At 44.5% G+C, this 24,824-nt stretch carries 23 protein-coding genes; 9 read left to right on the top strand and 14 right to left on the bottom strand.

The window, feature by feature from the left end; genetic code table 11:
- Nucleotides 1–32: 32 nt before the first annotated feature.
- The 3 genes from ACRRSX_RS04465 to metE form a co-directional block, all read right to left on the bottom strand.
- A complete protein-coding gene (locus ACRRSX_RS04465) occupies nt 33–737 on the bottom strand; it encodes an HAD family hydrolase (protein WP_432454417.1) in 705 nt (234 codons plus the stop codon).
- 258 nt (nt 738–995) lie between these two features.
- Nucleotides 996–2,471, bottom strand: a complete 1,476-nt coding sequence (locus tag ACRRSX_RS04460; protein WP_432454418.1) for an MATE family efflux transporter — start codon at nt 2,469–2,471, stop codon at nt 996–998.
- Nucleotides 2,472–2,584: 113 nt separating this feature from the next.
- Nucleotides 2,585–4,852: a 5-methyltetrahydropteroyltriglutamate--homocysteine S-methyltransferase gene (gene metE / locus ACRRSX_RS04455; RefSeq protein ID WP_432454419.1), complete on the bottom strand. Its 2,268-nt coding sequence runs from the start codon at nt 4,850–4,852 to the stop codon at nt 2,585–2,587.
- A gap of 283 nt (nt 4,853–5,135) precedes the next feature.
- Between metE and ACRRSX_RS04450 the strand changes: the two genes are divergently transcribed.
- Nucleotides 5,136–6,071: a LysR substrate-binding domain-containing protein gene (locus tag ACRRSX_RS04450; protein WP_432454420.1), complete on the top strand. Its 936-nt coding sequence runs from the start codon at nt 5,136–5,138 to the stop codon at nt 6,069–6,071.
- 93 nt (nt 6,072–6,164) lie between these two features.
- Nucleotides 6,165–7,214, top strand: a complete 1,050-nt coding sequence (locus tag ACRRSX_RS04445) for a GGDEF domain-containing protein (RefSeq protein ID WP_432454421.1) — start codon at nt 6,165–6,167, stop codon at nt 7,212–7,214.
- A gap of 267 nt (nt 7,215–7,481) precedes the next feature.
- Here ACRRSX_RS04445 and ACRRSX_RS04440 read toward each other — a convergent pair whose 3' ends face one another.
- Nucleotides 7,482–7,763, bottom strand: a complete 282-nt coding sequence (locus tag ACRRSX_RS04440) for a hypothetical protein (RefSeq protein WP_432454422.1) — start codon at nt 7,761–7,763, stop codon at nt 7,482–7,484.
- 307 nt (nt 7,764–8,070) lie between these two features.
- Here ACRRSX_RS04440 and ACRRSX_RS04435 point away from each other — a divergent pair, with 307 nt between their 5' ends.
- Entirely contained in the window at nt 8,071–9,033 is a 963-nt protein-coding gene (locus ACRRSX_RS04435) for an endonuclease/exonuclease/phosphatase family protein (RefSeq protein WP_432454423.1), read from the top strand.
- Here the strand turns inward: ACRRSX_RS04435 and rarD are convergent.
- The gene (gene rarD / locus ACRRSX_RS04430) at nt 9,017–9,946 is read right to left on the bottom strand and encodes an EamA family transporter RarD (RefSeq protein WP_432456099.1); all 930 of its coding nucleotides are present in this window, start codon (nt 9,944–9,946) and stop codon (nt 9,017–9,019) included. The two genes, ACRRSX_RS04435 and rarD, sit on opposite strands and share 17 nt — an antisense overlap.
- A 204-nt stretch (nt 9,947–10,150) precedes the next feature.
- Between rarD and ACRRSX_RS04425 the strand changes: the two genes are divergently transcribed.
- Nucleotides 10,151–11,068 (top strand): alpha/beta hydrolase, encoded by a 918-nt coding sequence (locus tag ACRRSX_RS04425; protein ID WP_432454425.1) that lies wholly within the window; start codon nt 10,151–10,153, stop codon nt 11,066–11,068.
- Nucleotides 11,069–11,199: 131 nt separating this feature from the next.
- The gene (locus ACRRSX_RS04420; RefSeq protein ID WP_432454426.1) at nt 11,200–11,700 is read left to right on the top strand and encodes a GNAT family N-acetyltransferase; all 501 of its coding nucleotides are present in this window, start codon (nt 11,200–11,202) and stop codon (nt 11,698–11,700) included.
- A gap of 185 nt (nt 11,701–11,885) precedes the next feature.
- Here the strand turns inward: ACRRSX_RS04420 and ACRRSX_RS04415 are convergent, their stop codons facing one another.
- Nucleotides 11,886–12,845, bottom strand: a complete 960-nt coding sequence (locus ACRRSX_RS04415; protein ID WP_432454428.1) for an aldo/keto reductase — start codon at nt 12,843–12,845, stop codon at nt 11,886–11,888.
- A gap of 137 nt (nt 12,846–12,982) precedes the next feature.
- Here ACRRSX_RS04415 and ACRRSX_RS04410 point away from each other — a divergent pair, with 137 nt between their 5' ends.
- From ACRRSX_RS04410 to ACRRSX_RS04395, 4 genes are all read left to right on the top strand, one after another.
- On the top strand, nt 12,983–13,765 hold the full coding sequence (locus ACRRSX_RS04410) for a DeoR/GlpR family DNA-binding transcription regulator (protein WP_432454430.1): 783 nt from the start codon (nt 12,983–12,985) through the stop codon (nt 13,763–13,765).
- Entirely contained in the window at nt 13,755–14,804 is a 1,050-nt protein-coding gene (locus tag ACRRSX_RS04405; protein WP_432454432.1) for an oxidoreductase, read from the top strand. The genes ACRRSX_RS04410 and ACRRSX_RS04405 overlap by 11 nt, the downstream gene beginning before the upstream one ends.
- Before the next feature lie 111 nt (nt 14,805–14,915).
- Nucleotides 14,916–15,269: a heme-degrading domain-containing protein gene (locus ACRRSX_RS04400; protein WP_439022898.1), complete on the top strand. Its 354-nt coding sequence runs from the start codon at nt 14,916–14,918 to the stop codon at nt 15,267–15,269.
- 829 nt (nt 15,270–16,098) lie between these two features.
- Nucleotides 16,099–17,049, top strand: coding sequence for an IS110 family transposase (locus ACRRSX_RS04395; RefSeq protein WP_432452353.1), 951 nt, complete (start codon nt 16,099–16,101; stop codon nt 17,047–17,049).
- A 28-nt stretch (nt 17,050–17,077) separates the two neighbouring features.
- Here ACRRSX_RS04395 and ACRRSX_RS04390 read toward each other — a convergent pair whose 3' ends face one another.
- The 8 genes from ACRRSX_RS04390 to ACRRSX_RS04355 all read right to left on the bottom strand — a co-directional run bounded on the left by ACRRSX_RS04390 (nt 17,078) and on the right by ACRRSX_RS04355 (nt 24,544).
- Nucleotides 17,078–17,617: a hypothetical protein gene (locus ACRRSX_RS04390; protein ID WP_432454433.1), complete on the bottom strand. Its 540-nt coding sequence runs from the start codon at nt 17,615–17,617 to the stop codon at nt 17,078–17,080.
- Between the two features lie 1,082 nt (nt 17,618–18,699).
- Nucleotides 18,700–19,980, bottom strand: a complete 1,281-nt coding sequence (locus ACRRSX_RS04385; RefSeq protein WP_432454434.1) for a diguanylate cyclase domain-containing protein — start codon at nt 19,978–19,980, stop codon at nt 18,700–18,702.
- Nucleotides 19,981–20,080: 100 nt separating this feature from the next.
- Nucleotides 20,081–20,218, bottom strand: a complete 138-nt coding sequence (locus tag ACRRSX_RS04380) for a hypothetical protein (protein ID WP_432454436.1) — start codon at nt 20,216–20,218, stop codon at nt 20,081–20,083.
- Nucleotides 20,219–20,264: 46 nt separating this feature from the next.
- Nucleotides 20,265–20,843, bottom strand: a complete 579-nt coding sequence (locus tag ACRRSX_RS04375) for a hypothetical protein (protein WP_432454437.1) — start codon at nt 20,841–20,843, stop codon at nt 20,265–20,267.
- 79 nt (nt 20,844–20,922) lie between these two features.
- Nucleotides 20,923–21,570, bottom strand: coding sequence for an HAD family hydrolase (locus tag ACRRSX_RS04370; RefSeq protein WP_432454439.1), 648 nt, complete (start codon nt 21,568–21,570; stop codon nt 20,923–20,925).
- A gap of 114 nt (nt 21,571–21,684) precedes the next feature.
- Nucleotides 21,685–23,073 (bottom strand): YjiH family protein, encoded by a 1,389-nt coding sequence (locus ACRRSX_RS04365; RefSeq protein WP_432454440.1) that lies wholly within the window; start codon nt 23,071–23,073, stop codon nt 21,685–21,687.
- A 350-nt stretch (nt 23,074–23,423) separates the two neighbouring features.
- Nucleotides 23,424–23,810 (bottom strand): hypothetical protein, encoded by a 387-nt coding sequence (locus ACRRSX_RS04360; RefSeq protein WP_432454441.1) that lies wholly within the window; start codon nt 23,808–23,810, stop codon nt 23,424–23,426.
- A complete protein-coding gene (locus ACRRSX_RS04355) occupies nt 23,807–24,544 on the bottom strand; it encodes a type 1 glutamine amidotransferase (protein WP_432454442.1) in 738 nt (245 codons plus the stop codon). The genes ACRRSX_RS04360 and ACRRSX_RS04355 overlap by 4 nt, the downstream gene beginning before the upstream one ends.
- Nucleotides 24,545–24,824: the final 280 nt, after the last annotated feature.

Raw genomic sequence — 24,824 nt, 5'->3', positions numbered from 1 at the left:
AACATCATCTTTGCCTGTGCCTTTATTTAGCGCTAAATGCACTGTTTAAGCTGAGCCAGACAAGCAACTTTCCAATTCACATCCGGATAAGGCCACGCAACAACTTCAGCGCTATCGGTCCGCTGCAACCAAATGCTGCTCAAACCTGCAGCAAAGGCGGCCTGAGCATCCTTCTCTAGATGATCCCCAATATAACAGCATTGAGCCGCAGGTAAATTTGCTAAGCGCAAAGCATGCTTAAAAATATCAAGTTTAGGCTTGGCTGCCCCCGCCACTTCGGCGGTTAATACAAACTCAAAAAAATCCACTAAACCCGCAGCCTTTACCTTTCGCTGCTGCATCTCTTCGGGGCCGTTGGATATCAGTGCTAAACGCCAACCTTGCTGCTGCAACTCCTTTAGACAGGCAAGAGTATCGGGATAAAGCTGGGTTGATGCGATATATTGCTGCATGAAATACTCAAAAACCTGTTCCGCTTGCGCCGCGCTCAGTTGCGGCTGCTGTAACACTTCCCGGGCACGAGCTTGACGCATTTCTGCAGCGCTCATCTGGCCTTGTAAAAACGCCGGATAATATAATTTTAAGGCCCGTTGCCAATGCTGCAGCGCCTGAGCTTGTTGCTCTGGCCAGTAGTGTTGAAATAAAGCTTCGGCCGCCAAACGGGTAGCGACACCGTCATCGACTAAAGTATCGTCCAAATCAAATAACAACATATTCACCGCTGTTTCCCTCTCCACAGATCTTCCTTATATAGCGCTTAGCAAAACCAACCAAGCCAATCCGTTTCAATCAACAGATAAATTAGTATTTTTTATGAATGGCTGAGCTAAAGGATGTTTACTGGCATTCACCACAGAAGTCAACTCTACTGGCTTATCCAATCCAGCAGTTCAAACCCTTCCCGGCCGAAGCGCATTTACCAAAAAAACCAGCCGAAGCTGGTTATTGCTAATTCGCAATGCCAAGCAATCATCACGATCATCTCACCAGCCGATTTATTTAGGCGTAGGTGCAGGATCGTTCAATTGATCGACTTCTGCTTCGGCACACATATAAGCACGACTTGAACAAAATGGTGTTAAGGGTACCCGCGGCTCTAGGTTTTGCGGCTCTAGGTTTTGCGCCTCGAGCTGTTGCTTCGCAAGATGTTTATTGGTGACCCGAGTCACGATGTAATAAGCCATCCACAAGCCAAGCAAACCAAATACAATACTCCCCACAGCTTGGCCCGCGAGTACACCTAGAGCACCAAACCACTGCCCACCAAAATAAGCAAAAGGAATCGTCCCAAGACTCGCTTTACCAAAATTGAGCAAGGTTGAAGTACTTGGGTAACCAAGATTATTAAACGCTGCGTTGGCGACAAACATGGCCCCATTAAACACAAAGCTGAAACAAACCCAAGTACAGAAAAAATCAATCACCGAGGCTGCATCACCACTCACGCCAAAGGCCGCAATCAGCAAGTCTTTCGAGCCATACAGCAGCAAAGAAATGGCCAGTACATAAACCACGTTAAACCACAGCGCTTTACTGAGCGCCTCTTTCACTCGAGGGTAGGCATGCGCGCCAAAGTTTTGCCCAACAATTGGACCAATCGCTCCCGACAGAGAGAAAATCATGCCAAAGGCAACTGGCATGATCCGCCCAACCACCGCCCATCCAGCCACATAAGCATCACCAAAGTGAGCAATCGCGGCAGTCACATAAGCATTCCCCATTGGGGTTGCAACATTGGTCATCATCGCTGGCAATGCAACCTTTAAAATGCCGCGTAAATCGTCAATCAAGCCGCCAATACGAAACGCAGAGATTAACTGATGTTTACTGATCACACCGGACAGAGCCACCCCAGCTACCGCAAAGCGTGCGACAACCGAAGCGATGGCCGCGCCCGGCAAGCCCAAGCCTAAAGCAAAAATGAACAAGGGGTCGAGTAAGGCATTCACCCCACCGCCAGCGAGAGTAGACCACATCGCCCGTTTTGCATCCCCCACCGAGCGCAATGCAGCCCCCGCACTCATCGCCATGCCTAAGATAGGCAAAGAAGGTAATAAAATATGTAAATATTCTACCGCCAAGGCATGGGTACGCGACTTCGCACCAATTAGCGTTAATAATTCGGGGGTAAAAATCCACGCTAAGCCAGCCACCAAGCTACTGATCAAAAAACCCGTTGCTAGCACATTGGTCACTAACTGGCGAGCGCGGCTTTTATCCTGTTGGCCAATTGCCTTAGAGACCAGAGCGGTCATGGCAATCGACAAACCAATCGTAAAAGAGGTGGTAAAAAAAGCAATCGTACCAGCGTAACCCACGGCAGCAGCAAGCTCGGCCTCCCCCAACAAGCTAATAAAAAACAGATCGGCTAAATCAACCAAAAATAAGGCCGTTAAACCGATCGCATTAGTGGAGGACATCAACACAATGTGCCGGAAAATATCACCAGAAATAAATTTAGCCTTGGGCATAGATGCTCACTACAGGGATCTTAAACCCTGAGTGTAGGTGCAAAGCCAGCCGAAGTCATTGCTCAAATACCCCCGAATAAACAAGGGTTTTAAGCGATGGCTTTAAGCAAAGCTTAAACTAAGCTGGCGCGTAACTCCTTCGTCGCCTGCACCATGTTTTGCAAAGCTAACTCAGTTTCTTTCCAATTCCGGGTTTTCAAACCACAATCGGGATTCACCCATAAACGTTGCCAAGGGATCCATTTGGCCGCCTTATCAATCAATACCTTCATGTCTGCAACACTCGGAATGTTGGGTGAGTGAATATCATAAACCCCGGGGCCGATCTCATTTGGATAGGCAAAGTGCTCGAAGGCCTGTAATAAACTCATTGCCGAGCGTGAGGTTTCGATAGTAAGCACATCTGCGTCTAAGGCAGCAACCGCCTGCATAATATCGTTGAACTCGCTGTAACACATATGGGTATGAATTTGCGTCTCCGGCTTGGCACTGGCCGCCGATAGTTTAAAAGCGGCCACCGCCCAATCTAAATAAGCAGACCATTGACTGCGTTTTAAAGGCATACCTTCACGGATCGCAGGCTCATCAATTTGAATGATCTGGATCCCCGCCTGTTGTAAGTCGGCCACTTCTTCATTTAAAGCAACAGCAATCTGTTCTGCGATTTGCGCTCTGCTCAGATCTTCACGCGCAAAGCTCCAGGTCAGCATGGTTACTGGACCCGTTAACATGCCTTTTACCGGTTTTTGCGTCAGCGATTGTGCATAGCTTGCCCACGCAACGGTTAGGGGTTTACTGCGCTTAATATCGTCAACAATAATCGCCGGCTTCACACAACGAGAACCATAACTTTGCACCCAAGCAAAACGACTCACCAAGAAGCCATCGAGTAACTCGGCAAAGTATTCCACCATATCGTTGCGTTCAGCTTCGCCATGTACCAATACATCTAAACCAAGCCTCTCTTGACGCTTGATCGCCTCCCGGATGTGCTCGGCGATGGCCGCCTGATAGTCTGTTGGACTTAGCAAACCAGCCTTAAACTCACGCCGCTGGCGACGAATTTCGGTGGTCTGAGGGAATGAGCCGATAGTAGTCGTGGGCAGCGCAGGTAAGGCTAAACTTTGCTGCTGAATAACTTGGCGCTGGGCAAAGCTTTGCCCACGCTCTCGCTGTAACAAGGAGAATTGCTGAATTTGCTGTTGTAGTTCTCCCTCAGTTGCAAGGCTTTGCGCCTGCACCGCAGCGCTATATTGCTGAGCTTTAAGCTGAGCCGCTGCATCCCCATCAATCACGGCAGCCAAGCATTGCAATTCCTCTAACTTTTGCTCGGCAAAGGCCAAGCGAGGCTTTGCTTCGGCTAACTCGGTTTCAGCATTCAAATCAATCGGACTATGCAACAGCGAACAGGAGCTGGCCAACCATAAACGATCCGCCAATTGTTGCTTGGCCGCTGCCAAGCGCTCAGCTAAGACGGGTAAGTTGGCTCGCCATACATTACGACCATTGATCACGCCAGCCGACAATACCCAGTTCTCGGGAAAATCACTCAATATTGGTTCAAGCTGTTCAGCGCTAGCACTTAAGTCGAGATGTAAACCATCTACCGCCAGCTGCTTAATCAGCCCTGTATTACTTAAGATATCGTCAAAATAACTAGTTAATAATAAGTTACAGGGACTTAAACGGCTGTTGTAGGCCTGCAATAAAGCATCTTGCCACTGCGCTTCTAATTCTAAACCTAAGATAGGCTCGTCTAGCTGCACCCACTCAACCCCCAGCGCGGCGATACCTTGCAAGATCTGCTGATAGACCTGGATTAATTTCGGTAGCAAAGTGACCCGCTCGAATGGCTCACTGCAGGCTACATCATTGCGCCCCAAATATAGATAGGACACCGGCCCTAGTAACACAGGTTTCACTTTATGACCTAAAGCCAAGGCTTCTTTAATTTCGTCAAATAATTGTGACCATTGCAAACTAAACTCACTATTGGCAGAAAACTCCGGCACAATATAGTGATAATTGGTATTAAACCACTTACTCATGTCCGATGCTGCATGGTTGCACCCGCAACCTTGTTGACCACGGGCAATAGCAAACATCGTGTCTAAATTTAGTTCAGCAGAGCGATGGCGCTGTGGTAGATTCCCTAATAATAAGGAAGTATTCAACACTTGGTCATACCAAGCAAAATCACCAACGGTCACCCAAGCTTGACCACTGTCTCGCTGAGCTTGCCAATTTTGTTGGCGGATCTGCCGCCCCACTTCCAGTAACTGCTGTTGCGAAGATTCCCCCCGCCAATATGCCTCTAAGGCAAACTTCAACTGACGCTGTTTACCAATACGGGGGTAACCCAAAATATGTGTGATAGTCATAAACCAATCCTTTTAGCCGTCTAGATGTATACAGCTCCATACTGGCAAGCGAAGCCGCCAATTACAATTGCAAAGTATTCAAACAAAAATGAATTAAATTCAATTTAGAAAGCATAAAATGGAAGTTAGGACTACGTATACAGCCATGATTTAACATCAAGAGCATTTAAAATGAATTTAATTTAATTTAAGGAAACTAAAATCGCCGCTAACTATACAAGCAAAGTCCAAGCTCCTAAGCTTGCGACTTAATCGCTAATAGCACTGGTACTCTGTTGAACTTATGTTAGAAATTAAACACTTACGTAGCCTACAAGCCCTTGCCAGCAGCCCTTCGATGAAAAGCGCCGCAGCCAAACTATTTGTTAGTGAATCGGCTCTCTCTCATCAACTCAAGGGTTTGGAACAAAAGCTTGGCGTCCACTTACTACTTAGGAAAAGACAAGCGATACAATTAACCGAACCCGGCAAGCAAGTGCTGGCGCTCGCCGAACAGGTTTTGCCCCTTATAGGCCAGCTAGAACAAACATTAATTAGCGGCAACCAGCATTCAAGCAGGCTCAACATCAGCGTTGATTGCCATGCTTGTTTCCAATGGTTATTACCAAGCCTGCAACAATTTAAACAAGCTTGGCCAGAGGTTGTAAGTAACCTTTGCCAAGACCTAAACTACGATGGGTTGCCGCTATTACAGCAAGGCGAAACTGATTTATTGCTGACCTCTCAAGTTTCACCGCAGGAGGACATCCACTACCAACCTCTATTCGAATATGAAATGGTCATCATTTGCCCATTAACTCATCCACTCAGCAGTAAAACTGAGCTTAGCGCCGCTGATCTCTGTCCACATACACTAATCAGTTACCCAGTAAATCCGCAACGTTTAGACATATACAACTTCGTTTTAACGCCCGAGAATCTTCAGATGAAACACCGTAAACACGCCGATAATCCAGCGATGTTAGTGCAAATGGTAGCCGCTGACATGGGCATTGCCGCGATGCCTTATTGGGCCGTTGATCACTATGTAAAACAACGGTTAATATGTGCCCTGCCATTGCAGCAAGCCTTATGGCGACCAATGTACGCAGCTTACCCATTAAGCCTGAGAAACGCCCCAGCCTTACAAGCATTTTTACAATTATTACAACAGCAAACCTGCAAATTATTACCGGGTATCAGAACGGTGAGGGTAATGTCAAAAAAATATAATCAATAATTTGACTAAAGTGACAAGTTAAGTTTACAGTTAGAAGGTAGTATGGTTATTCAGTAAGGATTAACCAACAACCAAGAAGGGACCGTTAACCTGATGTTATCTCAATGGGCTCCCGCGAATTTTCCAGAAAAGAAAATAAGTCTAATGATGCACGTGGCAGGGCTGTTTCCCTGCGTGTATTTTTCTGTCCATCATATTTTCTATAATAACTTTTTGTTTGGGATCATCATTCTCCCTTGCATGTCTACTCTGCTGGCATCGGTTTACTTAATGCTCACTCGGCCCAACTCTCAAGATTATAAAGTCGCCGATTTCTGGTTTCTATTATTAGCGATTCCACCAGTACTGCTGGCCTTAATTCTTCCCGAAATGCATGGTGAGTTTTTTGTTCCGCCATTAATTCTAGCTTGCTTTGTTCGCCTGCCCTTAAAACTGGCCGAGCGTCTCGTTATGGCGCTCAGTCTCGCAGCTATTGGATTAAGCTTTCAGCACTTGGGCAGCCATATCGCCCAGCGCTTTAGCCTTAGCGTAATCGTGTCACATTTTTTTGCTTGGGGTTTAGCTCGGTTACTAATGAAACAAAACACCGAATTAAAAGAACTCGCCTTTAAGGATACCCTGACTCGCTGCTATAACCGCCGCGCCCTATACGAGGAACTACTAGTCGCAAAACAACACTACAAACATAACAATGTTGTCAGTAGTATCATCATGTTAGATATCGATTTCTTTAAACAAGTGAATGATCAACATGGCCATAATGTTGGGGATAAAGTTTTGGTTTGGTTTGCCACTTATTTACAAAACAATGTACGAGTCAGCGATCAAGTATTTCGCTTTGGCGGAGAAGAATTTCTAATTCTTTTGCCAAACACAGATTTTAGCCAAGCCTACCACGTCAGTGAACAGCTGCTACAACAACTCGCCCAGCCCTCTGCTCCACCGAATCAACAAACCATTAGTTTTAGTGCTGGCGTAGCCAGCGTAATAGCCAGCGAAAGCATTGACGACTGGTTAGAACGCGCCGACCAAGCGATGTATTTAGCAAAACAAGCCGGACGCAAGCACACCTGGCCGAGGCATATAAAGACACCTAACGAAACCAAGCCATTCACCGAATGCTCGACCATTAAAACGATATAGCTGTCGAAGGACAATCGCTAGTTGCGTGGCTGTCTAGTTATCTGTTTATCTGGCCGCAAGATTGAGTTCCACCTCGAATGGAAGGCTTGCCAGCCCCCAATCAAGCATCAAGGCTAGAGTGAAGCTCACCACCAAGCAATACCAAGTATTTTAGGATGGCTGACATATAGAAAGATGGCCTAAGCGAGTTGGCTGGTCATCACAAACAATGACCAATAGGGCTAAAGTGGAGAAAAGTTTGAAGAAGATGGTCGAGCAGTCACTGGCTTATTTCGTAAGGCTTTCTTGCTCGCTCCGCCATAAGCGAGTTCCACAAGCTAAACAGACATTTTCACGCCGATAATCCATAAGGCTATCCACGCCATACTCCCAAATTTGCTCACTATGACAATGGAAACACTGAGCACCAGTCGCTAAAGCTGTCTCTGGATGACTTGACAGATACTCATCATACAAAGGTAAATCCATCCATTCTCGCTCACTGGAACTTCGACGGAATAGAAATAAAGCCAAAGCTCCAAGAAAAATCAGCAGCAGCTCGAACACCATATTGATCTAGCCTTATCAGTCGTGGCTCTTAAACATAGAGCGTTTCATCACCGGAACACATAATTAGCAAGTAAGTTGAAAGATATTCACTTAGTTAACCCTCGAAATCAACTTGATTCGTAAAAATCATCAGACTAAAAGCAATATATGGAGCAAACCAATTTACAACTTATTTACATATTAGAGTGTAGGCTGTAGCTTAGTTAAAGTTGATTAAATTAAAATTTCATCAACGCCATTAAATCAAAGCCAAACTCCGCATGATCACGATGGCACCTTTTGTTTGTTTAAGGATGAACCGCTAACAATGAGCTTATTACTGAAGTATTTCTCAATCACCCTGTCGTTATTCAGTTTACTACTCGCCACACTCATCATGACACTCGGCTATTGGCCAGAGACGACCTTTAGTATCTCTCTTAGCTATTTATTATTATTTTCACCACGGTGGTGGCTGATCATCCTCAGTTTATTACCACTATTCGTGCTAAAACAGTTATCCAAATGGCAATATTTGAGCTGGGCACTCTGCGCAGTGGTATTCTTTCAATTTCAAGATATTCAGCTGCATTGGCCATCCGAGCGACGCGGTGAGATGAGTATCCTCACATTAAACAGCGGCGGCGGCGCCAATGCCGCAGAGATCCACAATTTAGTCGAGCAATATCAACCCGATGTTGTGTTTATGCAAGAATCAAATTTGGCCCTGCTCGAAAAAGTATTTGATGCGCGTTGGTATCGACACTGTGATAGCTTGTGTACGGCAAGCCGAACCCCCCTTGAGCACCAGGGCAGCATATCGCGCAGCACCTTTGGCGGCTGGGGAAACTTTGCGGTATTTTACCAAACTACGATAAATGACCAAGTCGTCCACCTCGCGAACATTCATTTAGAAACACCACGTTCAACGATCACTAGCTTGCTGCATCGCAACGTGGATAAGAACGCTTTTGCTGATTTACACTTCGCCCGCAACATGGAGACTTCACTAGTGGGATCATGGGCCAAGCAACATCGCGATTTCATTATCGCTGGTGATTTTAATATGACGGTTCAAGAAAAACTTTATCAAAAATATTTATCGACTTATCAGAACGCAATCGACACCGCTGGTAGTGGCATTAATTACAGCAAATATACCACTTGGCATGGAACCCGGATCGACCACATTTTAGCCTCGGATGAATTTTCTATTCAATCCGCCAAAGCACTGGCTGCCGTTGGCGGGGATCATCATCCAATATTAGCTAGTTTTACTTATAGGCCTTAATCGATATACGACCTTGCAAACTACGCTTCCCCCCATCGAAGGCTAACAACAGCAAGGCCAAAACGATCAAAATATAGGTTGGCCATTGCTCCGGCGACAGTCGCTCTCCCAATAGCCAACCAACAGCAAATACCAATAGCGGCTCTAAATACCCCATTAAACCAAACAAGCTTAGCGGCAAACGGTTAGAAGCCGCTAAAAATAGCAGCATTGGAATTGTACCCGCGATCCCCAAACCCAAATAATAAATCCAAGGGTAATCGACAAATAGCGTTAAGCTGGTTTCCGCAGACCAAACCGGGGGCAGATTAAAACACAAATAAGCAATGGCCAGAGGCAACAGCAATAAGTTATCAATAGAGAAGGCAATATGACCCGGCAACGCATATTTACGACGTAACATAAAATATAGCGGATAACCAAACGCCACCAACAACATCACCCAAGACAAGCCTTCCGCGAGCAGGTAAGCATAAGCAACCCCGCCGCCAGCCAGATTCACCGCAGCCCACTGCATTGAGTTTAAGTTTTCCTGATAAACAAAACGCCCGACCAATACCAAAATTATAGGTAACGAAAAATAGCCGAGCGCAACAGCCAAGGTTTGACCGTTAGCCGGAGCCCAAATAAACACCCAGAACTGCATGCCAACAAGCAATGCAGATGCCCACAAACGAGGCCATGTTCGCCAATCGAGGAGCAGCCTCACTAAGCTTGGCAGCTGACCCGTAAAGCTGAGCAACAGCAGCATAAGGCCACTACTCCATAGAATTCGTTGCGCAGCTAACCAATTTCCACTATGAGCTTCAAGTGGAAAAAAATGAATATACCAAGGCAAAAAAGCAAACAGACAGGATGCCAATACAGAGCAGGCCAAGCCAAGATATAGTTGCGAAGAGGGGCGTCCATTCACCAAAATTACAGCTCAATAGTCAAACATGGACACCGATTAAGCAGTAAATATCGGCCTACCGCAAGCATTTTAGTCAACATCAAGCTATCGCTGCCTTGGCAAAGTATCGCTTAAGTTAAACGCTTTGAGACTGTACATATATACAGCCTTATTGATAGACGCTATAATTGGTCCTCTTAAATAGTCGCTTCATGGGAGGTTGCAGTGTTAAATCAAATTGAACCAGGGATCAGAGCGTTAGTCGAAGCGTTCATCCAATCAGACAAGCCAAATCCTTCAAGTCTGCCGATTAGCCAGAGACGACAAGGATATATCGAAAGCACAGTATTAGCTGGCGATGGTCCAGAAATGTATCAGGAGTTTGTTGACCAGCTTGACCAAATAACCCTTAAGGTATTTAAACCCTCCAATGAGGCCTCGCTCCCCATCACACTTTACTTTCACGGGGGGTGCTTCATCAGTGGTGGTTTTAATACTCACCAGCAACAACTCCGGCAATTAGCTAAGCTATCCAACAGTATTGTAGTGTGTATCCAGTATCGACTAGCTCCCGAACATTGTTATCCGGCAGCTCATGATGACGCCTATCAGGCTGCACAACTCATTCGTCTGCACGCTCAAAAATACGGCGGAGATCCACAGCGGATCGTCTTTGTTGGCGATAGTGCTGGCGCTCACTTGGCTTTAGTGACCAGCTTAAGACTAAAAACGCAGGCCGATTGGTTGCCAAGTCAGCAAATTCTTCTATATCCCATGCTTGATGCTTATGGGCAATCAGCAAGCTACCAACAATATGGAACAGACTTTGTGATTACAGCTGCCATGTTGTTATCTGGATTTGAACTTTATTTAGGCAATTCTGGGGTCGCACAAAATCACCCTGAAATATCGCCTTTACTACGCGAAGATCTCTCAGGTTTGCCGCCAACGTCTATTGTGACGGCAGAATTCGATCCCCTAAGAGATGAAGGGGAGCAGCTCTATAAAAAACTCGTCGCCAATGGCGTCGAAGCTTACTGCGAACGCTATTTAGGGGTCATTCACGGTTTCTTTCAACTGTCGGCTGTTAGCTCATCGGCTCGCAAATGCCTTGAAAACGTCGCCAGCCAAATCGCCCGTTAAAGCGGTACAGGACTCGGCAAATTCGAATCAGCGCTAAGGCGCTGATATCTGTATTTTTATGTGCTTTTGATTGCCTTCAATGACAGTTTAGCATTTAATCATCAATAGACTATCGACACTGAATCGGAACGATGATGAAGATTGTACTTGCCGAAGTTAGACCTGAAGATCAGGCCGCCATTTTACAACTAGGTGAATCGGTAAACGAGGCAAATGTTGTGCCCTACTTAAATCCACAAGGGCAGCAAGCAATGCGTATTGCACGTGTCAAGGATATCGCTCAAGCAAGCGATCCCAAGATTTATTGCAGCCTCAAGGCCTTAGTGGACCAGCGCTTAGTTGGCTATATTGCATGGCGACATGGCAATTACATTGCTCAGCTCTATGTGAGATCAGAATACCAAGGTTATGGAATTGGCAGACGCCTAGTGGAGGGCATGTTAGCGCGCTGTTCAGCCGAGTCAATTCAACTCAAAGCCTCGGTGAACGCTTTGGGTTTCTATGAAAAATTAGGATTTGAGCCTCTCTCCACAGAGCAAAGTCGTAATGGTATACGTTTTGTACCAATGGAATTAAAACTCAACCCAGAGACCCCCCTCCCCCATTCAAAACGAAAAGCTGACGACAGATGAACACTCTTTTCTCTTAGGCCACAGCTTATTGAATCGAACAGAAAATCGAAATAGGACAACCATCTAAAGCACTCATTTATTTATATTCGAGTGGCAGCCCAAGCCATTAATAAATAAGAACTAGGATGGATGTCCATTTGTTTTAATTTACTTTTCCTTTATTTGTGATTCAAATTGAACAGCAACTAATCATATATTGGGTGTAACGTATTAAATGCCGAAAGACAAAACTCCCCCGGATCGTTGAAACGTCGATTCTGATTAAGGGCTGATATAGCCGCCATTTCTTGCTCTGATAATTCAAAATCAAATAGCGCAATGTTTTCTTTAAGTCGTTCCAATTTGCTACTTTTAGGAATAATTGTACATCCGCGTTGAATGTTCCAACGCAATACCACTTGCGCAGGCGTTTTTCTTAAACGTTTTGCAGCAGCTTGAACCACATGTTGTTCTAATACCGTTTCATTTTCACCTGCCATACCTAATTCTAAATATGACAAAGCGCCTAAAGGGGAAAAAGCGACCACATCTATATTGTAATTTTTACACATCGAAATTAAGCGTTGCTGCGTATTATAAGGATGCGATTCAATTTGCAACACCGAGGGTTTAATCCGAGAATAGCTCATTAGGTCATGTATTAATGCCGAATTATAATTACAAACCCCAATCTCTTTGACTCGTTTCTCATCAACAAGTTTTTCCATTGCTTGCCAAGTTTTCTGAAGCGAGACAGCTGCAAGACTCATCGTTGGAGATTCATCATCGGTGTTAAATAACCATCCTGGTGGATATCGTTCAGCAAAAGGTATAAAAGTTTGAGCAATGGGGAAATGAATTAAATATAAATCAAGGTAATCCAGACCCAAATCTTCCAGCGATTTCTCTAATGCAGGTTTTACATGCTCTGGGGCATGGTAGGTATTCCATAGCTTAGAGGTAACCCATAGCTCTTCACGCGTGCATAAGCCATCTTTAAGAGCCTTTGCTATACCTTGTCCAACCTCTTTTTCATTACCGTAATCACAAGCGCTATCTAAATGTCGGTAACCGGCGGCAATCGCGTCATAGACCGTTTGGGCACAATCCTTGTTGGCAATTTTCCATAATCCTAAACCAACTTTTGGCATCGTTGAAGTAAACATAACACCTCCTTAGAAATTAATCCACCATAACAAATAAGCAATGTTAAGCGAAACTAAATTAAAAACTTAAATTTACTTACAAACCGGTGTGATAATTTGTTACTGTAAGCAATTATAAGGCATATAAAGAGAATGTAATGACTCAAGACGAACGCCTACTCGCACAACATGCATTACTGTTAAAGGCTAAAAAACTAACGACAGAACAGATCTGTCTGCACTTCAACATATCTCGAGACTCCGCTAGACGCGATTTAATCAAACTTGGTGAGTTGGCAGATGTGCAACGTATTCGAGGAGGAGCAATATTAGTTCCTGTGCAAGAGAGCACATTACCTTACCTGCAACGTGAACAATTGAGCGACCGTAAACTGGCAATTGGCGAAGCCGCCGCACATTTAGTAAATGAAAATGATTTTATTATTGTCGATAGTGGAACAAGTTTAACGGCGATGGCGACATATTTAACCAACCCAGCAACGGTGGTCACCAATTCTATCGATTGTTTAGCCCTACTCGCGGATAAAGAAAGTATTCATGTTCAACTATTAGGTGGAAAACTAAATCACTACCACAGGGCAATTTTAGGACCCAAGGCCGTTAAACAACTATTAGAATATCAAGTTAATAAGGTATTTTTAGGGGTATGCGCACTGTCTGAATCTGGCTTATCAACCTCGAGTGAAGATGAAGCGGATATCAAAAAAGCGATGATTCAGCAGGCACAACAGTTGATCTTAGTTTGCGACAGTCAAAAATTTGAACAGCAGAATTTCCACCATATTTGTGGTTTAGATAAAGTCGATATGGTCATCACCGATCAGCCCCCCGGCCAAAACTTACTCAGCGCCTTTGAAAAACAGGGAATAGAACTTCTGGTCGTTAATCAGACAAACAAAGGGAATAACAATGAACAATAAAATAAATACCCATGTGATTAAAACGGCGATCGTTGGCTATGGCTTCTCGGCAAAAACCTTCCATCTTCCTTTTATCGATACACGACCCGAATTCGAAGTCTCGGCAATTAGCAGCAGTCAACGCAATATAGTTCAACAGGAGTGGCCGCATGCGGAGCATTATTTTACCGCGGAAGAGATGTTGCAAAATAGTGAAGCCCAGTTAGTGATTATTACAGCTCCGAATGATGTGCATTTCTCACTGGCTAAATTGGCATTGGAAAATAATAAACATGTTCTATTAGAAAAACCCTTTGTAACTAAAATCGAGGATGGTGAGACTTTGATCCGTTTAGCAGAAGAGAAAGATCTGCTATTAAGTGTTTACCACAATCGCCGTTGGGATGGTGATTTTCTGACTATAAAAAAATTGATTGCAGAAAACAAACTGGGTCATATTAAACATTTTGAATCCCACTTTGATCGTTTTAGACCAAACGTTCGCCAACGCTGGCGAGAACAAAGCCAAGACGGCGGCGGCATATTATTCGATTTAGGCCCCCATTTAATTGATCAGACTTTACAACTATTCGGCTTACCAGAAGCAGTAACGGCGCAGTGCAAAGTAATGCGAGAAGGCTCTACTAATATCGATTATTTTAACTTAACCCTGCATTACCCAGACAAACTTGCGCGATTAAACGCCTCATTATTTTCTGCAGGTCCCAACTTACGTTTCAATGTTCAAGGGGATCGAGGGAGTTACATTAAATTAGGTTTAGATCCACAGGAAGAGAGATTAAAAGCAGGTGTACTGCCTAATACAAGGGACTGGGGTAAGGAAAACCAAGACCAATGCGGCCGTTTATACTTTGAAGCATCATCCCAAGCAGAGGTAACCGAGTGTGGCGATTACCAACATTTTTACCAGCAACTGGCCGATGCGATTCGTAATGGAACGCCGCCTCCGGTATCCGCAGAAGATGCATTGTGGAATATTCGACTGATTGAATTGGCAATGGAAAGTAGTCGTTTAGGTAAAACAATGAAGGTTGAATAATGAGTAGCGATAATATATTGACTGATTTATTACTTCAGGAAAGCGAACTGCAATTTGAACGATTTAATAATCAAACTGCATGGCAGTTAGGTTGCAAATTGAAAGAGCTCGCTGAAGCAAAAAAATGTTCTTATTGCCATTGAAGTATATGCCTTTAACCAGAATTTATTTAGTTATGCGATGCATGGCACCCAGCTGGATAATCAACATTGGATAAAAAGAAAGCGACAAACTGTTTTGCGATTTGGTCACAGCTCATACTATGTTGGTCAATACAACCAAGCTAAAAATAGAGCCTTTGAACAGCAGGCACATATTAATGCATATGAATATTGCGCGCATGGTGGAGCATTTCCGCTTAGGATAAAAGATTGTGGTTTGGTTGGTGCCGTAACTGTCTCTGGCCTCCCAGAAGAAGAGGATCATCAAATGGTCATTGATGCTCTCACAGGTTTAGTTAAGTAGATAAACCCTAGGATATACGAATTTATTATAGTGATGGCAAGACTAACAATGGAAGGATTTCTCCCATTAGCCGTATCCGAACAGCTCACCGTCGTGAATTGGCAGAGCAATCTAGTCATCTGCTGTCTCTATTTAAATTCACACGCGACTGAATATTTTTCTTATTCAAATCAGCGTTGCAAAGTGAGCCATTGGCTCAGTTAGGGCAGCTTTTCATTCATAGAGTTACGATGGGTGTCTAGCTATCTATGCCTGCGAGTGCCGCAACGCGTGAACCTCGCCGCGCTCCAAACCGACAACCACAGCGCGACCCGGCCATGCCCTTGCTGCCAGCACCCCATGCACTGCACAGGCGTGAGTCGAACGAGCTAGCCGAAAGGCGAACAGGATAAGGAGAATGGCAGGGCTTAACATGAGGATGAATACATACAAAAAATAACAGCTTAGCACCATGTATGACAGGTAAAGGCTTAACGCCATTCACCCAGTCTTAGCCAAACTCGCCTTGTAAAAAGTAACAAGGCCTTGGCCCCGCCAACATCAATACCGTTATTTACTATAGAAGGGAGCATCGGGCTTGTTCAACACCCGAATAAGGTGGCGGCTACGCGACACCTATTCTTATTGTATGGATAATTATTAAGAAATATGAGTAAAGTGAGACTCAGGCTTAAGCAGCAACTTAAGCTTCTATTTAATAGCTCGATATTCTTAAGGCTCCTTTCAAAGGCCGATAACAAACGTGAGCATTAAGTGGAACTCCAAGCACCACACTCGAATAGTCTACAGGGTCTAGAACCCGTATTACGCAATATAGAGTCAGCTTATTATGAATACAGTAACAAATAAATGTATTAACGTCGGTGTCGATACAGGTAAAGAACAACTTGATGTTTATATTAGACCCCTCGACATTTTCTTCACTGTCTCCAACGATGATAAAGGTATCAAGCAAGCCATAAAAATCATTCAAAAACACACGCCATTACGAGTCGTGATTGAAGCTACAGGTCGATTAGAAATGCCTTTTATTATAGCTTGTCACAATGCCAAACTACCGTATGTAATAGCCAACCCTGTTCATGTAAGACGTTTTGCAGGCGCTATCGGGCAGAGGGCTAAAACAGACAAACTTGACGCAAAACTTATCGCGCACTACGCCGAAGCTATAAAGCCCAATTTAACGACACTAAAGCCAGATTCTATGCGACTCATGGCAGATTTAGTCATCCGAAGAAACCAGCTTCTTTCGATGCAAACAATGGAAAAAAATCGCATGAAAATTATGCCCTCGCAACTCATTCTGACGATTAAACCTATTTTAACTGCGTTTAAAAATCAGATAGAGAAAATTGAAAGCAAGATTATCAAGCTAATTGAAAGTAACCCTGAGTATCAAGCCAAGAATGAGATATTACAAAGCATGCCAGGAATAGGGAAAATTGCAGCGGCGTCTATCATTAGTAACCTTCCAGAGTTAGGGTTAATAACCAATAAACAAGCCTCATCTCTCGTCGGAGTGGCCCCAATGAACCGAGAAAGTGGCCGCTATAAAGGGCTCAGAAAAATTCAAGGGGGACGAGCTCAAGTAAGAACCGTTTTATACATGGCCATGATGTCAGCCATCCAATGTAACCCCATTTTTAAGAGCACATATCAGAGGCTTTTAGCTGAAGGGAAACCTAAAAAAGTAGCCATCATTGCATGCGTAAGAAAGATGGTAACCATCCTAAACTCAATGCTACGAGATGGCGCCTTATGGGATGCAAAAATAATTTAATCTAACTTATTGACACCATAGTCGTTTGTTAGCTACCTAAATCAGCAACAGATGCCGTAATTTGAAAAGCAAACCCTACTAATAGTAGTAACGTGCCCAATATTTTGACTCGACTTTCCGCAGAATAACTCTTATACGATAACGGCTCTAATACTGGAGATGAGTAGACATACATTGCAGGAGCAATAGATATAATCGTGAATGCTGTTACATAACCATCGAATGCTATATTCATGCTGCCAAAGATAAATGCGATATGAAAGCTAGCAGGAAACATAATCGTAAAAATGATAAAGACTAGAGACAAGTAGTGAGCCACAGATTCTTTGATCTGGTCTTTGGCTAGAACAACATAGGATAATAGAACAACTGCAATAAAATCATAGATCAATCCAAACAGGTTAAGAAGCTTATAAAATTTCATATGTTCGTTTTGACCATAGACATAGCCGATCAGTCCACCGACCAATGCAGAAAAGACAAAAACAATATTAACCCTGTACTTTGAAATCACACCGTCTCCTGTGGGAGCTAACAGTATATTAATATGCAAATTCCCATCTTTCACGCATGCGAAGTTACCACCTATCACGCACCACAGAAATTCACATACCCTTTAATGTTCAATTCTATCAATAGCATATCAGTGAATCACCATTTTGACCATGCGTGAAAGATGGTAATGCATTTGCAGAAAGATGGGAACGGGAACCCACTGAACTGTATATAATCACAGTGTAAAGGTCGAAATATGAGCCCAGCATATCTCGCGTTTATCGAGGTAAAAATGCGCTTAACACGCTTTAGAGAAACAACAATTCGAAGGGATTTAGCATGGATATAGCGCTTTATTTTATTCAACAATAAACTAGACACCAATTTAAAAAAACCTTTCATACTCTCGATAGCCAAGATTACGCTTTTAAATCCCATCATCTTCGCCGAGTAGCGCAAATGAACAAGGGAGTAAAGTTGAAGTCTGTTTGAGCGTAGCGAGTTAGTTCAACGCCCTTGTGAGTGAGCAACGGAGGATCTAAGAAGATGCAGGGTGGCCTTTCTTTTGTATACTTTTCTTTGGCCAGCAAAGAAAAGTATATCGCCGTCAGGGCGAAACCCTCACTAACAGATCGATCCAAAACTAAATGATAAAAACGAGACTAACAGCTCCCACAAAAAAATAAGTTAACTCACTTTGGGGCAAAAGCAGGGCGGGAGCATACTTTGATGGATTTATAACCCAAAGAAGACTCGTGCCCGATAATCGTCGCTCCATCCCGCTTTCTTCAACTTCACTTTGTCAATAAACTAGACACCCATTCTAAAAACAAAAACCTTTCATACTCTCGATAGCCAAGATTACGCTTTTAAATCCCATCATCTTCGCCGAGTAGCGCAAATGAACTAAGGGAGCAAAGTTGAAGTCTGTTTGAGCGTAGCAAGTGGCGCAGGTGCTTGGCACTGAGCCAGCAAAGATAAAGATAATGCAGGGCGACCTTTGTTTTGGCTTCGCTAAGCTTGGGCCGTTAAAGCGTAATAACCTCGCCGCGAGGCGAAATTCTCGAATAAGAATGGTAAGTCTGCATACGGTCCTTCGTTATATTTACCCCCTAGCAATCATCAAACAGCAATTCTAAGTATCAAAATAAAACATTAGGCAAAATAATAGCTATTTTTACCCCTTCGTTTCGCAACATACATCGATTCGTCGGCCGCTTTAATTAAGCACTCAAGGTCGTTGCCGTGCTCAGGATAAAAAGCAATGCCAATGCTTGCGCCAATCTCCGCCTGACCATTGTTTAAGGCATAAGGCTTGGCAAGTGTTTCAATTATTTTACTGGCCACCTTGGCTGCTTGTTGTTCGGTATGGCTATCCATTTGCACAATAATGAACTCATCACCGCCTAGCCGAGCGATAAAATCTGATTTACGCAAGCTCAACTTCAAGCGCTCGGCCACGGCTTTTAACACTTCATCACCTGCATCATGACCATAGGTATCATTAACGGTTTTAAAATCATCCAGATCAATGAACATTAAAGTTAAACGCTGCTTCACTCGGGCCGCTTGATGGATCAACAACGCGACATTTTCCTGCATTAGATGTAACGACGAAAGCCCGGTAAGCGCATCGTAATGCGCCAGTTGTCGAAGCTGCTCCTGTGCTTCTTCGGCAACTGTCAATGCCAGATGCAACTCGGTAATATCGTATTCAACGACCAGTAATAAAAAATCCCCACTGAGCGGATGACGAGTGATGCGTATATCTAAAGTATGGGTGCGTTTTCCCTGGCTGGTATTCATCACATATTCCCAGCGCCCACCTTGCTCTTTTAATGCCTGCTCACGACAACCTTCACCTTCTTTGGGATCAGCAAAGCGCGCCGCGAAAGTAGACCCGTCGTTGACGATTTCACTATGATTGAGGTGTTTATAAGCTTCTGTCGCCGCGGGATTTTCGATCACCACCTCACCAGCCTGGGTAAAACTGGTGACCAGCACCGTGGTATAACGCATTGCTTCAACCAGTAGTAAGTTTTCTGGCTCAGCCCCCAGGTCGACCTCTTCGTTAATAAAAGCAATAATGGCGCGATGTTTGTCCGGGCCGACTAATACCGCGCGATGCATCATATGTAAGGTTTTAGGTTTACCGTTGGGATAAGTTGTCCACGGATCAACGGTTAAGCCATTTTTTGCCGCTAATTCAAAAGTTTGGGCAGTACGTTCTCGGGCACCTTGAGTATCCCCCGACAAATCTTTGGCAATCAGTTGGCCAAGGTTTTCCAGGCCCCAAAAACGGACCGCCGCCGAGTTCCCCCACCACCAACCGTGCTTATCCAGATCAAATATCCAAACAACGTTAGGAATAAGTTCGTATAGGGGCAACTCGTCATGAGAGCGGATATGAGTTAAGTGACTATATTTTTCGTTCATCGATATTCACAATGTCCAGGTTGAGACGACTGAATAATGTTGCTTAAAACGAATGAGCTTGCGACTCCCTCATTCTAACTCGAGTTCTCTAATACGCGACTCAATACAAACTCGGTGCGGTGCGGTGTTCTGTTTTATCAATAAAATACCAAATGCTTTTTAGTCGCTCAATGCTGCACTTATCGGCGATACCAACGGCAAAATATGATATCACTTGTTCAGCATTGACCGAAGCCATAAATGCCCTAGAACTCCACAAGCTGTGGTGGCTTAAAGCTTAGCCATTAGTGAAGAACGGGTTGCTTCGCCTGTGAAACATGATCGCGACTCAAAGGTACGTTCACCGCCATTTCTTGCCATTGTTGCTGCATCTGTTGATAAGGACTTAAGCCAGAATGACGCTGTGCAAAGTCATTTAAAATAACTCCCCAACGAAACTCTTCCATTTGCTGCTTGGGCACACCGCCTTCGCGCTGAGCCATTGCCAATACCAAACCTTTCACTTTATCAAGTTGCGGGGTGATCGGGTGATTGACCCCTTCGGTGACCATGATATTCTGAAAATCAGCTAGCATTCGCTGTTTTAAACACGCGGCTTCATCTTCTTCCAGATCCGCCACGGCGATCGCTTCTGTTAATAAGCGCAGCTGTAGAACCCGAGAAAAATGCAGGTAATCCGCTTGGCATAAATCAAAGAATAATATGACGTAGCCACTATTTCGCTCAATCACGGCCAAACACTCGTGGTCACCAACAGCAAAAGCATGAGCACTCCAGCGATGGCGAAAAAAAGCATGCTCTAAGGAAGGAAATGCCCGTGGTAAGCTGGCTTGCACATTTTCACTGATCTGTATTTCTATCATAATTTGCTCAATCCTGATGTTAATCATCTTGATTGAGCAAAAACAGTGCCAGCAGCTAGCGTCAAAAAATTAACGGCGATTAAGCCAGCTCGGCTAGGACCTCGCTAAGGGACAAGCGGATCTCATGATTCAATAGCTTAAGCTGCTCGCTAGGGGGGATCAGATCGGGAACTTGATACACTTGCATCCCGGCAGCCACCGCTGCACGCACGCCATTATCTGAGTCTTCAAAGGCCAGACAATGCTGTGGATCTACCGCCAAACCCTGCGCAGCCTTAAGGAAAATCTCCGGATGAGGTTTACTATATGTGACTTCACAACCGGTTGAGATATGATCGAAAAACTGACGGATCCCCGCATGCTCCAATTTCTTTTCTGCCGTATCTCGGGCCGATGAAGTGGCCAGCGCTACCGGAATCGATTCAGATTTAAACCATTGCAACAAAGCCAGCGCCCCAGTTTTTAAGGGAACTGCTTGATGCATCACAATTGCATGATACTTAGCTATCCAACACGCCCGTAACTGGTCATAAGGGAGGTCTTGGCCGTAGCCTGCACATAAGATTTTTTTAATCTGTTGCGCATTAGTCCCAATAATTTGTAAGTAAACGGACTCTTTAAATTCGATACTCAACTCGGCGCAAGCAGCTGCGAAGGTATCGTACGACACCCGCTCACTGTCGAGTAATAAGCCATCCATATCAAATACAGCGGCGCGATAAGCCATAGTTTTTTCCACTTTGATTACTCGCTAATTGATGAGGGTAAATATTGATTGGAGCAATACCATAGCAGCGATACTTAACAATCTACAGTATTAAGTATCGCCAAAATGTCAGTTCTAAAAGAATAGATGCGCCATCAACGCAATCAACGGCAAGGTGACTAGGGTACGAATTAAAAATATCGCAAACAACTGCCACAATTTCACCGGCAACTGGCTCCCCATAATTAAGGCACCCACTTCCGATAAGTAAATCAACTGCGTCACCGACACTGCGGCAATCACAAAACGGGTGATATCGGCTTCGATAGATGCGGCAAGAATCGAAGGAATAAACATATCGGCAAAGCCTACCACCAAGGTTTCTGAGGCCCGTGCGGCTTCTGGCAATTGCAACAACTCTAATAAAGGAATAAACGGCTTGCCTAAGTAAGCAAAAATAGGGGTGGTATCTGCAATCACTAAGGCGACGGTTCCCACAGCCATAATTACCGGTAATACCCCAAGAACCATGTCTAATACGTTGTGCAGCCCTTCTTTAAGCAATTGTTTTGGATGACTGGCTCGGCCCGCTTGATGCCGCGCTAAGCTATATGCCCAAGCAACGCTGCTATAGCCTTCGGGAAGCACTTCACTATTTTTCTGGCGCTGACTGCCATCGATGAACTTATCACTAAAGCCCGACAGGGGTGGCAAGCGCGGTACAATGACCGCAGCTGCAACACCAGCGACACACACGGTTAAGTAAAAGGGCGCAAACATGTGCTCCAAATTAACCTGCGCTAATACCACCAGACTAAAGGTAATCGACACCGCCGAAAAGGTTGTCGCTATCACGACTCCTTCACGCTGAGTATAGTGTTTGTCTTCATATTGTTTGTTGGTCAACAAGATCCCGACACTGCCATCACCTAACCAAGATGCCATACAATCTACGGCGCTGCGGCCCGGCAGCCCAAATACCGGACGCATCACCTTGCTCAGTAAAGTGCCCACAAACTCTAGCAAGCCAAAGTTCAACAAGAGTGGTAATAACAAGCCTGCGAAAATAAATACACTGAGTAGTGTGGGTAGTAAGTCTCCTAAAATGAGTCCACCAGTATCACCCGACCAAATCGCCTCGGGGCCTATCTTGAAGGCACACAGCAATACTAATACCCAGCCCAGCATACGGATCCCATACCAAGCCTTTGAGACCTTAAACAGAGACGTTAATAAGGCATTTTTACCCAACCAACGCGGCTTGGTAAGCAAGGTATAAGTCGACATGATGGCACTAATCGTAATAAAACCCACGACCAGCCATAAGGCGCTATCGCCCAGGCCTGCTACCAAGCTTTTTGCCAAGATAGCCACCGGAATCGTGTAAGAACCGTTATAAGGCAGCGGTAGCATGAACAAAAAGATCCCCAGCAAAGACGGTAAGATAAACTTCCAAGCTGGGATTTGAGTTGAGGGGATGGTTTGATCGGAATCAGGCACGCTGAGCGCCTCCACGTCACGCATATAAAATCACTCTATTAAGCTAAATGTGTTGTTATATTCACAGGAGATGAATATATATTTTCGCGGGAGAATACCTGCAAAACACTAGCCATTCAAGATTTTTAAGCTGCTTTTTTGACTTAAAGTAAAATCATAAACTAGATATTGAACCAGACACCTCTTACTAAAACCAATTCCTCTAAAGTGGTTTTTGGCTTATATATCAAACCAATGCCATCGCAAGCAATGCTGCACACAAATCAATGATGTGGTTTTAGATAAGGCTGCAAAACTGTAGCCCCAAAACGACACAAGGCGAGCTTGAGGCATCGAGGTAGCTGCGCGCCTTAATCGATGGGATATCATGCGTACTAGAGGAAATCTTCACCACGAAAATTATGTTCAGCCAAGCGTGCTTGTCCAAGGTAGTGAGTGATAATCAATTGCCGAGAACTCGAATTGCTTTGAAAACGCAGCTTTGGACTGTCCTGCCACAGGCTATCTTCAGCACGTCGCCACAAAATTTCATCGGCTTGTAATTGGCAATAATAGCTTTGAGTTTGGCCATGTTTGCTTAGTCGCAATTGCCATAAGGGAGCTTGACTGCGATAAATACTGACTTGTTTTGGAGCCACCGAGGCCATGCTTGCGATGCCTGCTTGGCATACTTGCTCTGGCCGAAAGCCGGTTAAGTTGGGTTTTGCAGCCAAGAAAAACCAGCCGAAAATACAGAGCACTAGAATTTTGACTATTTTCATGCGAGCACGACTCGTTGAATAAAACTGGCTAATAGCGCATTACTCTCTGGCGTTTCCTGAACTCGGCTCAATACTTGCTGCAAATGCTGCTCCCCCTGCGTGTACTGATGTTTAAATTGGCTTAACCGCTCAACCAAGATACTGCGATTCACTTCAGGATGAAACTGAGTTGCCCAAAACGGCGCCAGTTTGTGCTTAAAGGCATGCAAACATTGTTCACTATAAGCCAATACTTGACAACAGTCCGGTAAACAAAGTGCACTATCTCGATGGACCGATACCGCCAAAAACGGATCTGGAAGTTCTTTAAACAGCGGGTCTTTGGCTGCGGCTCGGTGAAGATGAAGCGCCAAGGTTCCCATTTCAAAACCTTGCGACTGGTGATGAATTTCTCCTCCTAAAGCTAATACCGATAACTGAAAGCCAAAACAAGAACAAAAAGTCGGAAGCTGTCGCTCAATACAGGCGAGTAATAAACCTTGAATGGCGGATACAAAAGGATAACGCTGCGGTTGCAGCACGCTGGCTTCACTAGAGCCGCCCACTAATACCGCATCCACATCAAGTAATACTCGTTCGTCAAAATGAGCTTGCTCAAAGACATTCAGCACGCGAAATTGCGCCGCTGGTACGCCACAAAAATGGCTAAAACTAGCGAGTTCTTCGATACGTGTATTCAAATCATCGCGAATTTGAATCAACAAAATCGTTAATTGCTCTGCTGATCGATTCATCTATCACTCTAGTTATACGAACATGAGGGATCACTGTGTCTTCCCAAACCCATACGGCGTCTATTTAATCATAGTGCTTCCCCCTCATTTAAGCGACGCGGCCAAATCATGAACCTAAGGCTTGTTGAGCATTGATGAATAATTTTAGCGCCATGTCTCGCTTCTTTATACGAAGGAAGAAACGCTAACATGCAATGATGAAAATGCCCCCCTAATCACAAGCTAGAAAACAGCGACAAATACTTTGGTCTAGAAGCGGGCTAAAGCAACATCCTCTACA

Origin of the sequence: Agarivorans sp. QJM3NY_30 (assembly GCF_050870855.2) — a bacterium.
In the GTDB taxonomy this organism is placed as follows: Bacteria; Pseudomonadota; Gammaproteobacteria; order Enterobacterales; family Celerinatantimonadaceae; genus Agarivorans.
The sequence above is the reverse complement of the archived record's forward strand: the minus strand, read 5'-3'. Positions and strand labels throughout refer to the sequence as shown.

Excerpts from the sequence above, each read along its gene's own strand:
- ACRRSX_RS04460 (WP_432454418.1), bottom strand. The coding sequence starts at position 2,471 with ATGCCCAAGGCTAAATTTATTTCTGGTGATATTTTCCGGCACATTGTG.
- metE (WP_432454419.1), bottom strand. The coding sequence starts at position 4,852 with ATGACTATCACACATATTTTGGGTTACCCCCGTATTGGTAAACAGCGT.
- ACRRSX_RS04450 (WP_432454420.1), top strand. The coding sequence starts at position 5,136 with ATGTTAGAAATTAAACACTTACGTAGCCTACAAGCCCTTGCCAGCAGC.
- ACRRSX_RS04445 (WP_432454421.1), top strand. The coding sequence starts at position 6,165 with ATGTTATCTCAATGGGCTCCCGCGAATTTTCCAGAAAAGAAAATAAGT.
- ACRRSX_RS04440 (WP_432454422.1), bottom strand. The coding sequence starts at position 7,763 with ATGGTGTTCGAGCTGCTGCTGATTTTTCTTGGAGCTTTGGCTTTATTT.
- ACRRSX_RS04435 (WP_432454423.1), top strand. The coding sequence starts at position 8,071 with ATGAGCTTATTACTGAAGTATTTCTCAATCACCCTGTCGTTATTCAGT.
- ACRRSX_RS04420 (WP_432454426.1), top strand. The coding sequence starts at position 11,200 with ATGATGAAGATTGTACTTGCCGAAGTTAGACCTGAAGATCAGGCCGCC.
- ACRRSX_RS04415 (WP_432454428.1), bottom strand. The coding sequence starts at position 12,845 with ATGTTTACTTCAACGATGCCAAAAGTTGGTTTAGGATTATGGAAAATT.
- ACRRSX_RS04410 (WP_432454430.1), top strand. The coding sequence starts at position 12,983 with ATGACTCAAGACGAACGCCTACTCGCACAACATGCATTACTGTTAAAG.
- ACRRSX_RS04405 (WP_432454432.1), top strand. The coding sequence starts at position 13,755 with ATGAACAATAAAATAAATACCCATGTGATTAAAACGGCGATCGTTGGC.
- ACRRSX_RS04395 (WP_432452353.1), top strand. The coding sequence starts at position 16,099 with ATGAATACAGTAACAAATAAATGTATTAACGTCGGTGTCGATACAGGT.
- ACRRSX_RS04385 (WP_432454434.1), bottom strand. The coding sequence starts at position 19,980 with ATGAACGAAAAATATAGTCACTTAACTCATATCCGCTCTCATGACGAG.
- ACRRSX_RS04380 (WP_432454436.1), bottom strand. The coding sequence starts at position 20,218 with ATGGCTTCGGTCAATGCTGAACAAGTGATATCATATTTTGCCGTTGGT.
- ACRRSX_RS04375 (WP_432454437.1), bottom strand. The coding sequence starts at position 20,843 with ATGATAGAAATACAGATCAGTGAAAATGTGCAAGCCAGCTTACCACGG.
- ACRRSX_RS04370 (WP_432454439.1), bottom strand. The coding sequence starts at position 21,570 with ATGGCTTATCGCGCCGCTGTATTTGATATGGATGGCTTATTACTCGAC.
- ACRRSX_RS04365 (WP_432454440.1), bottom strand. The coding sequence starts at position 23,073 with ATGCGTGACGTGGAGGCGCTCAGCGTGCCTGATTCCGATCAAACCATC.
- ACRRSX_RS04360 (WP_432454441.1), bottom strand. The coding sequence starts at position 23,810 with ATGAAAATAGTCAAAATTCTAGTGCTCTGTATTTTCGGCTGGTTTTTC.
- ACRRSX_RS04355 (WP_432454442.1), bottom strand. The coding sequence starts at position 24,544 with ATGAATCGATCAGCAGAGCAATTAACGATTTTGTTGATTCAAATTCGC.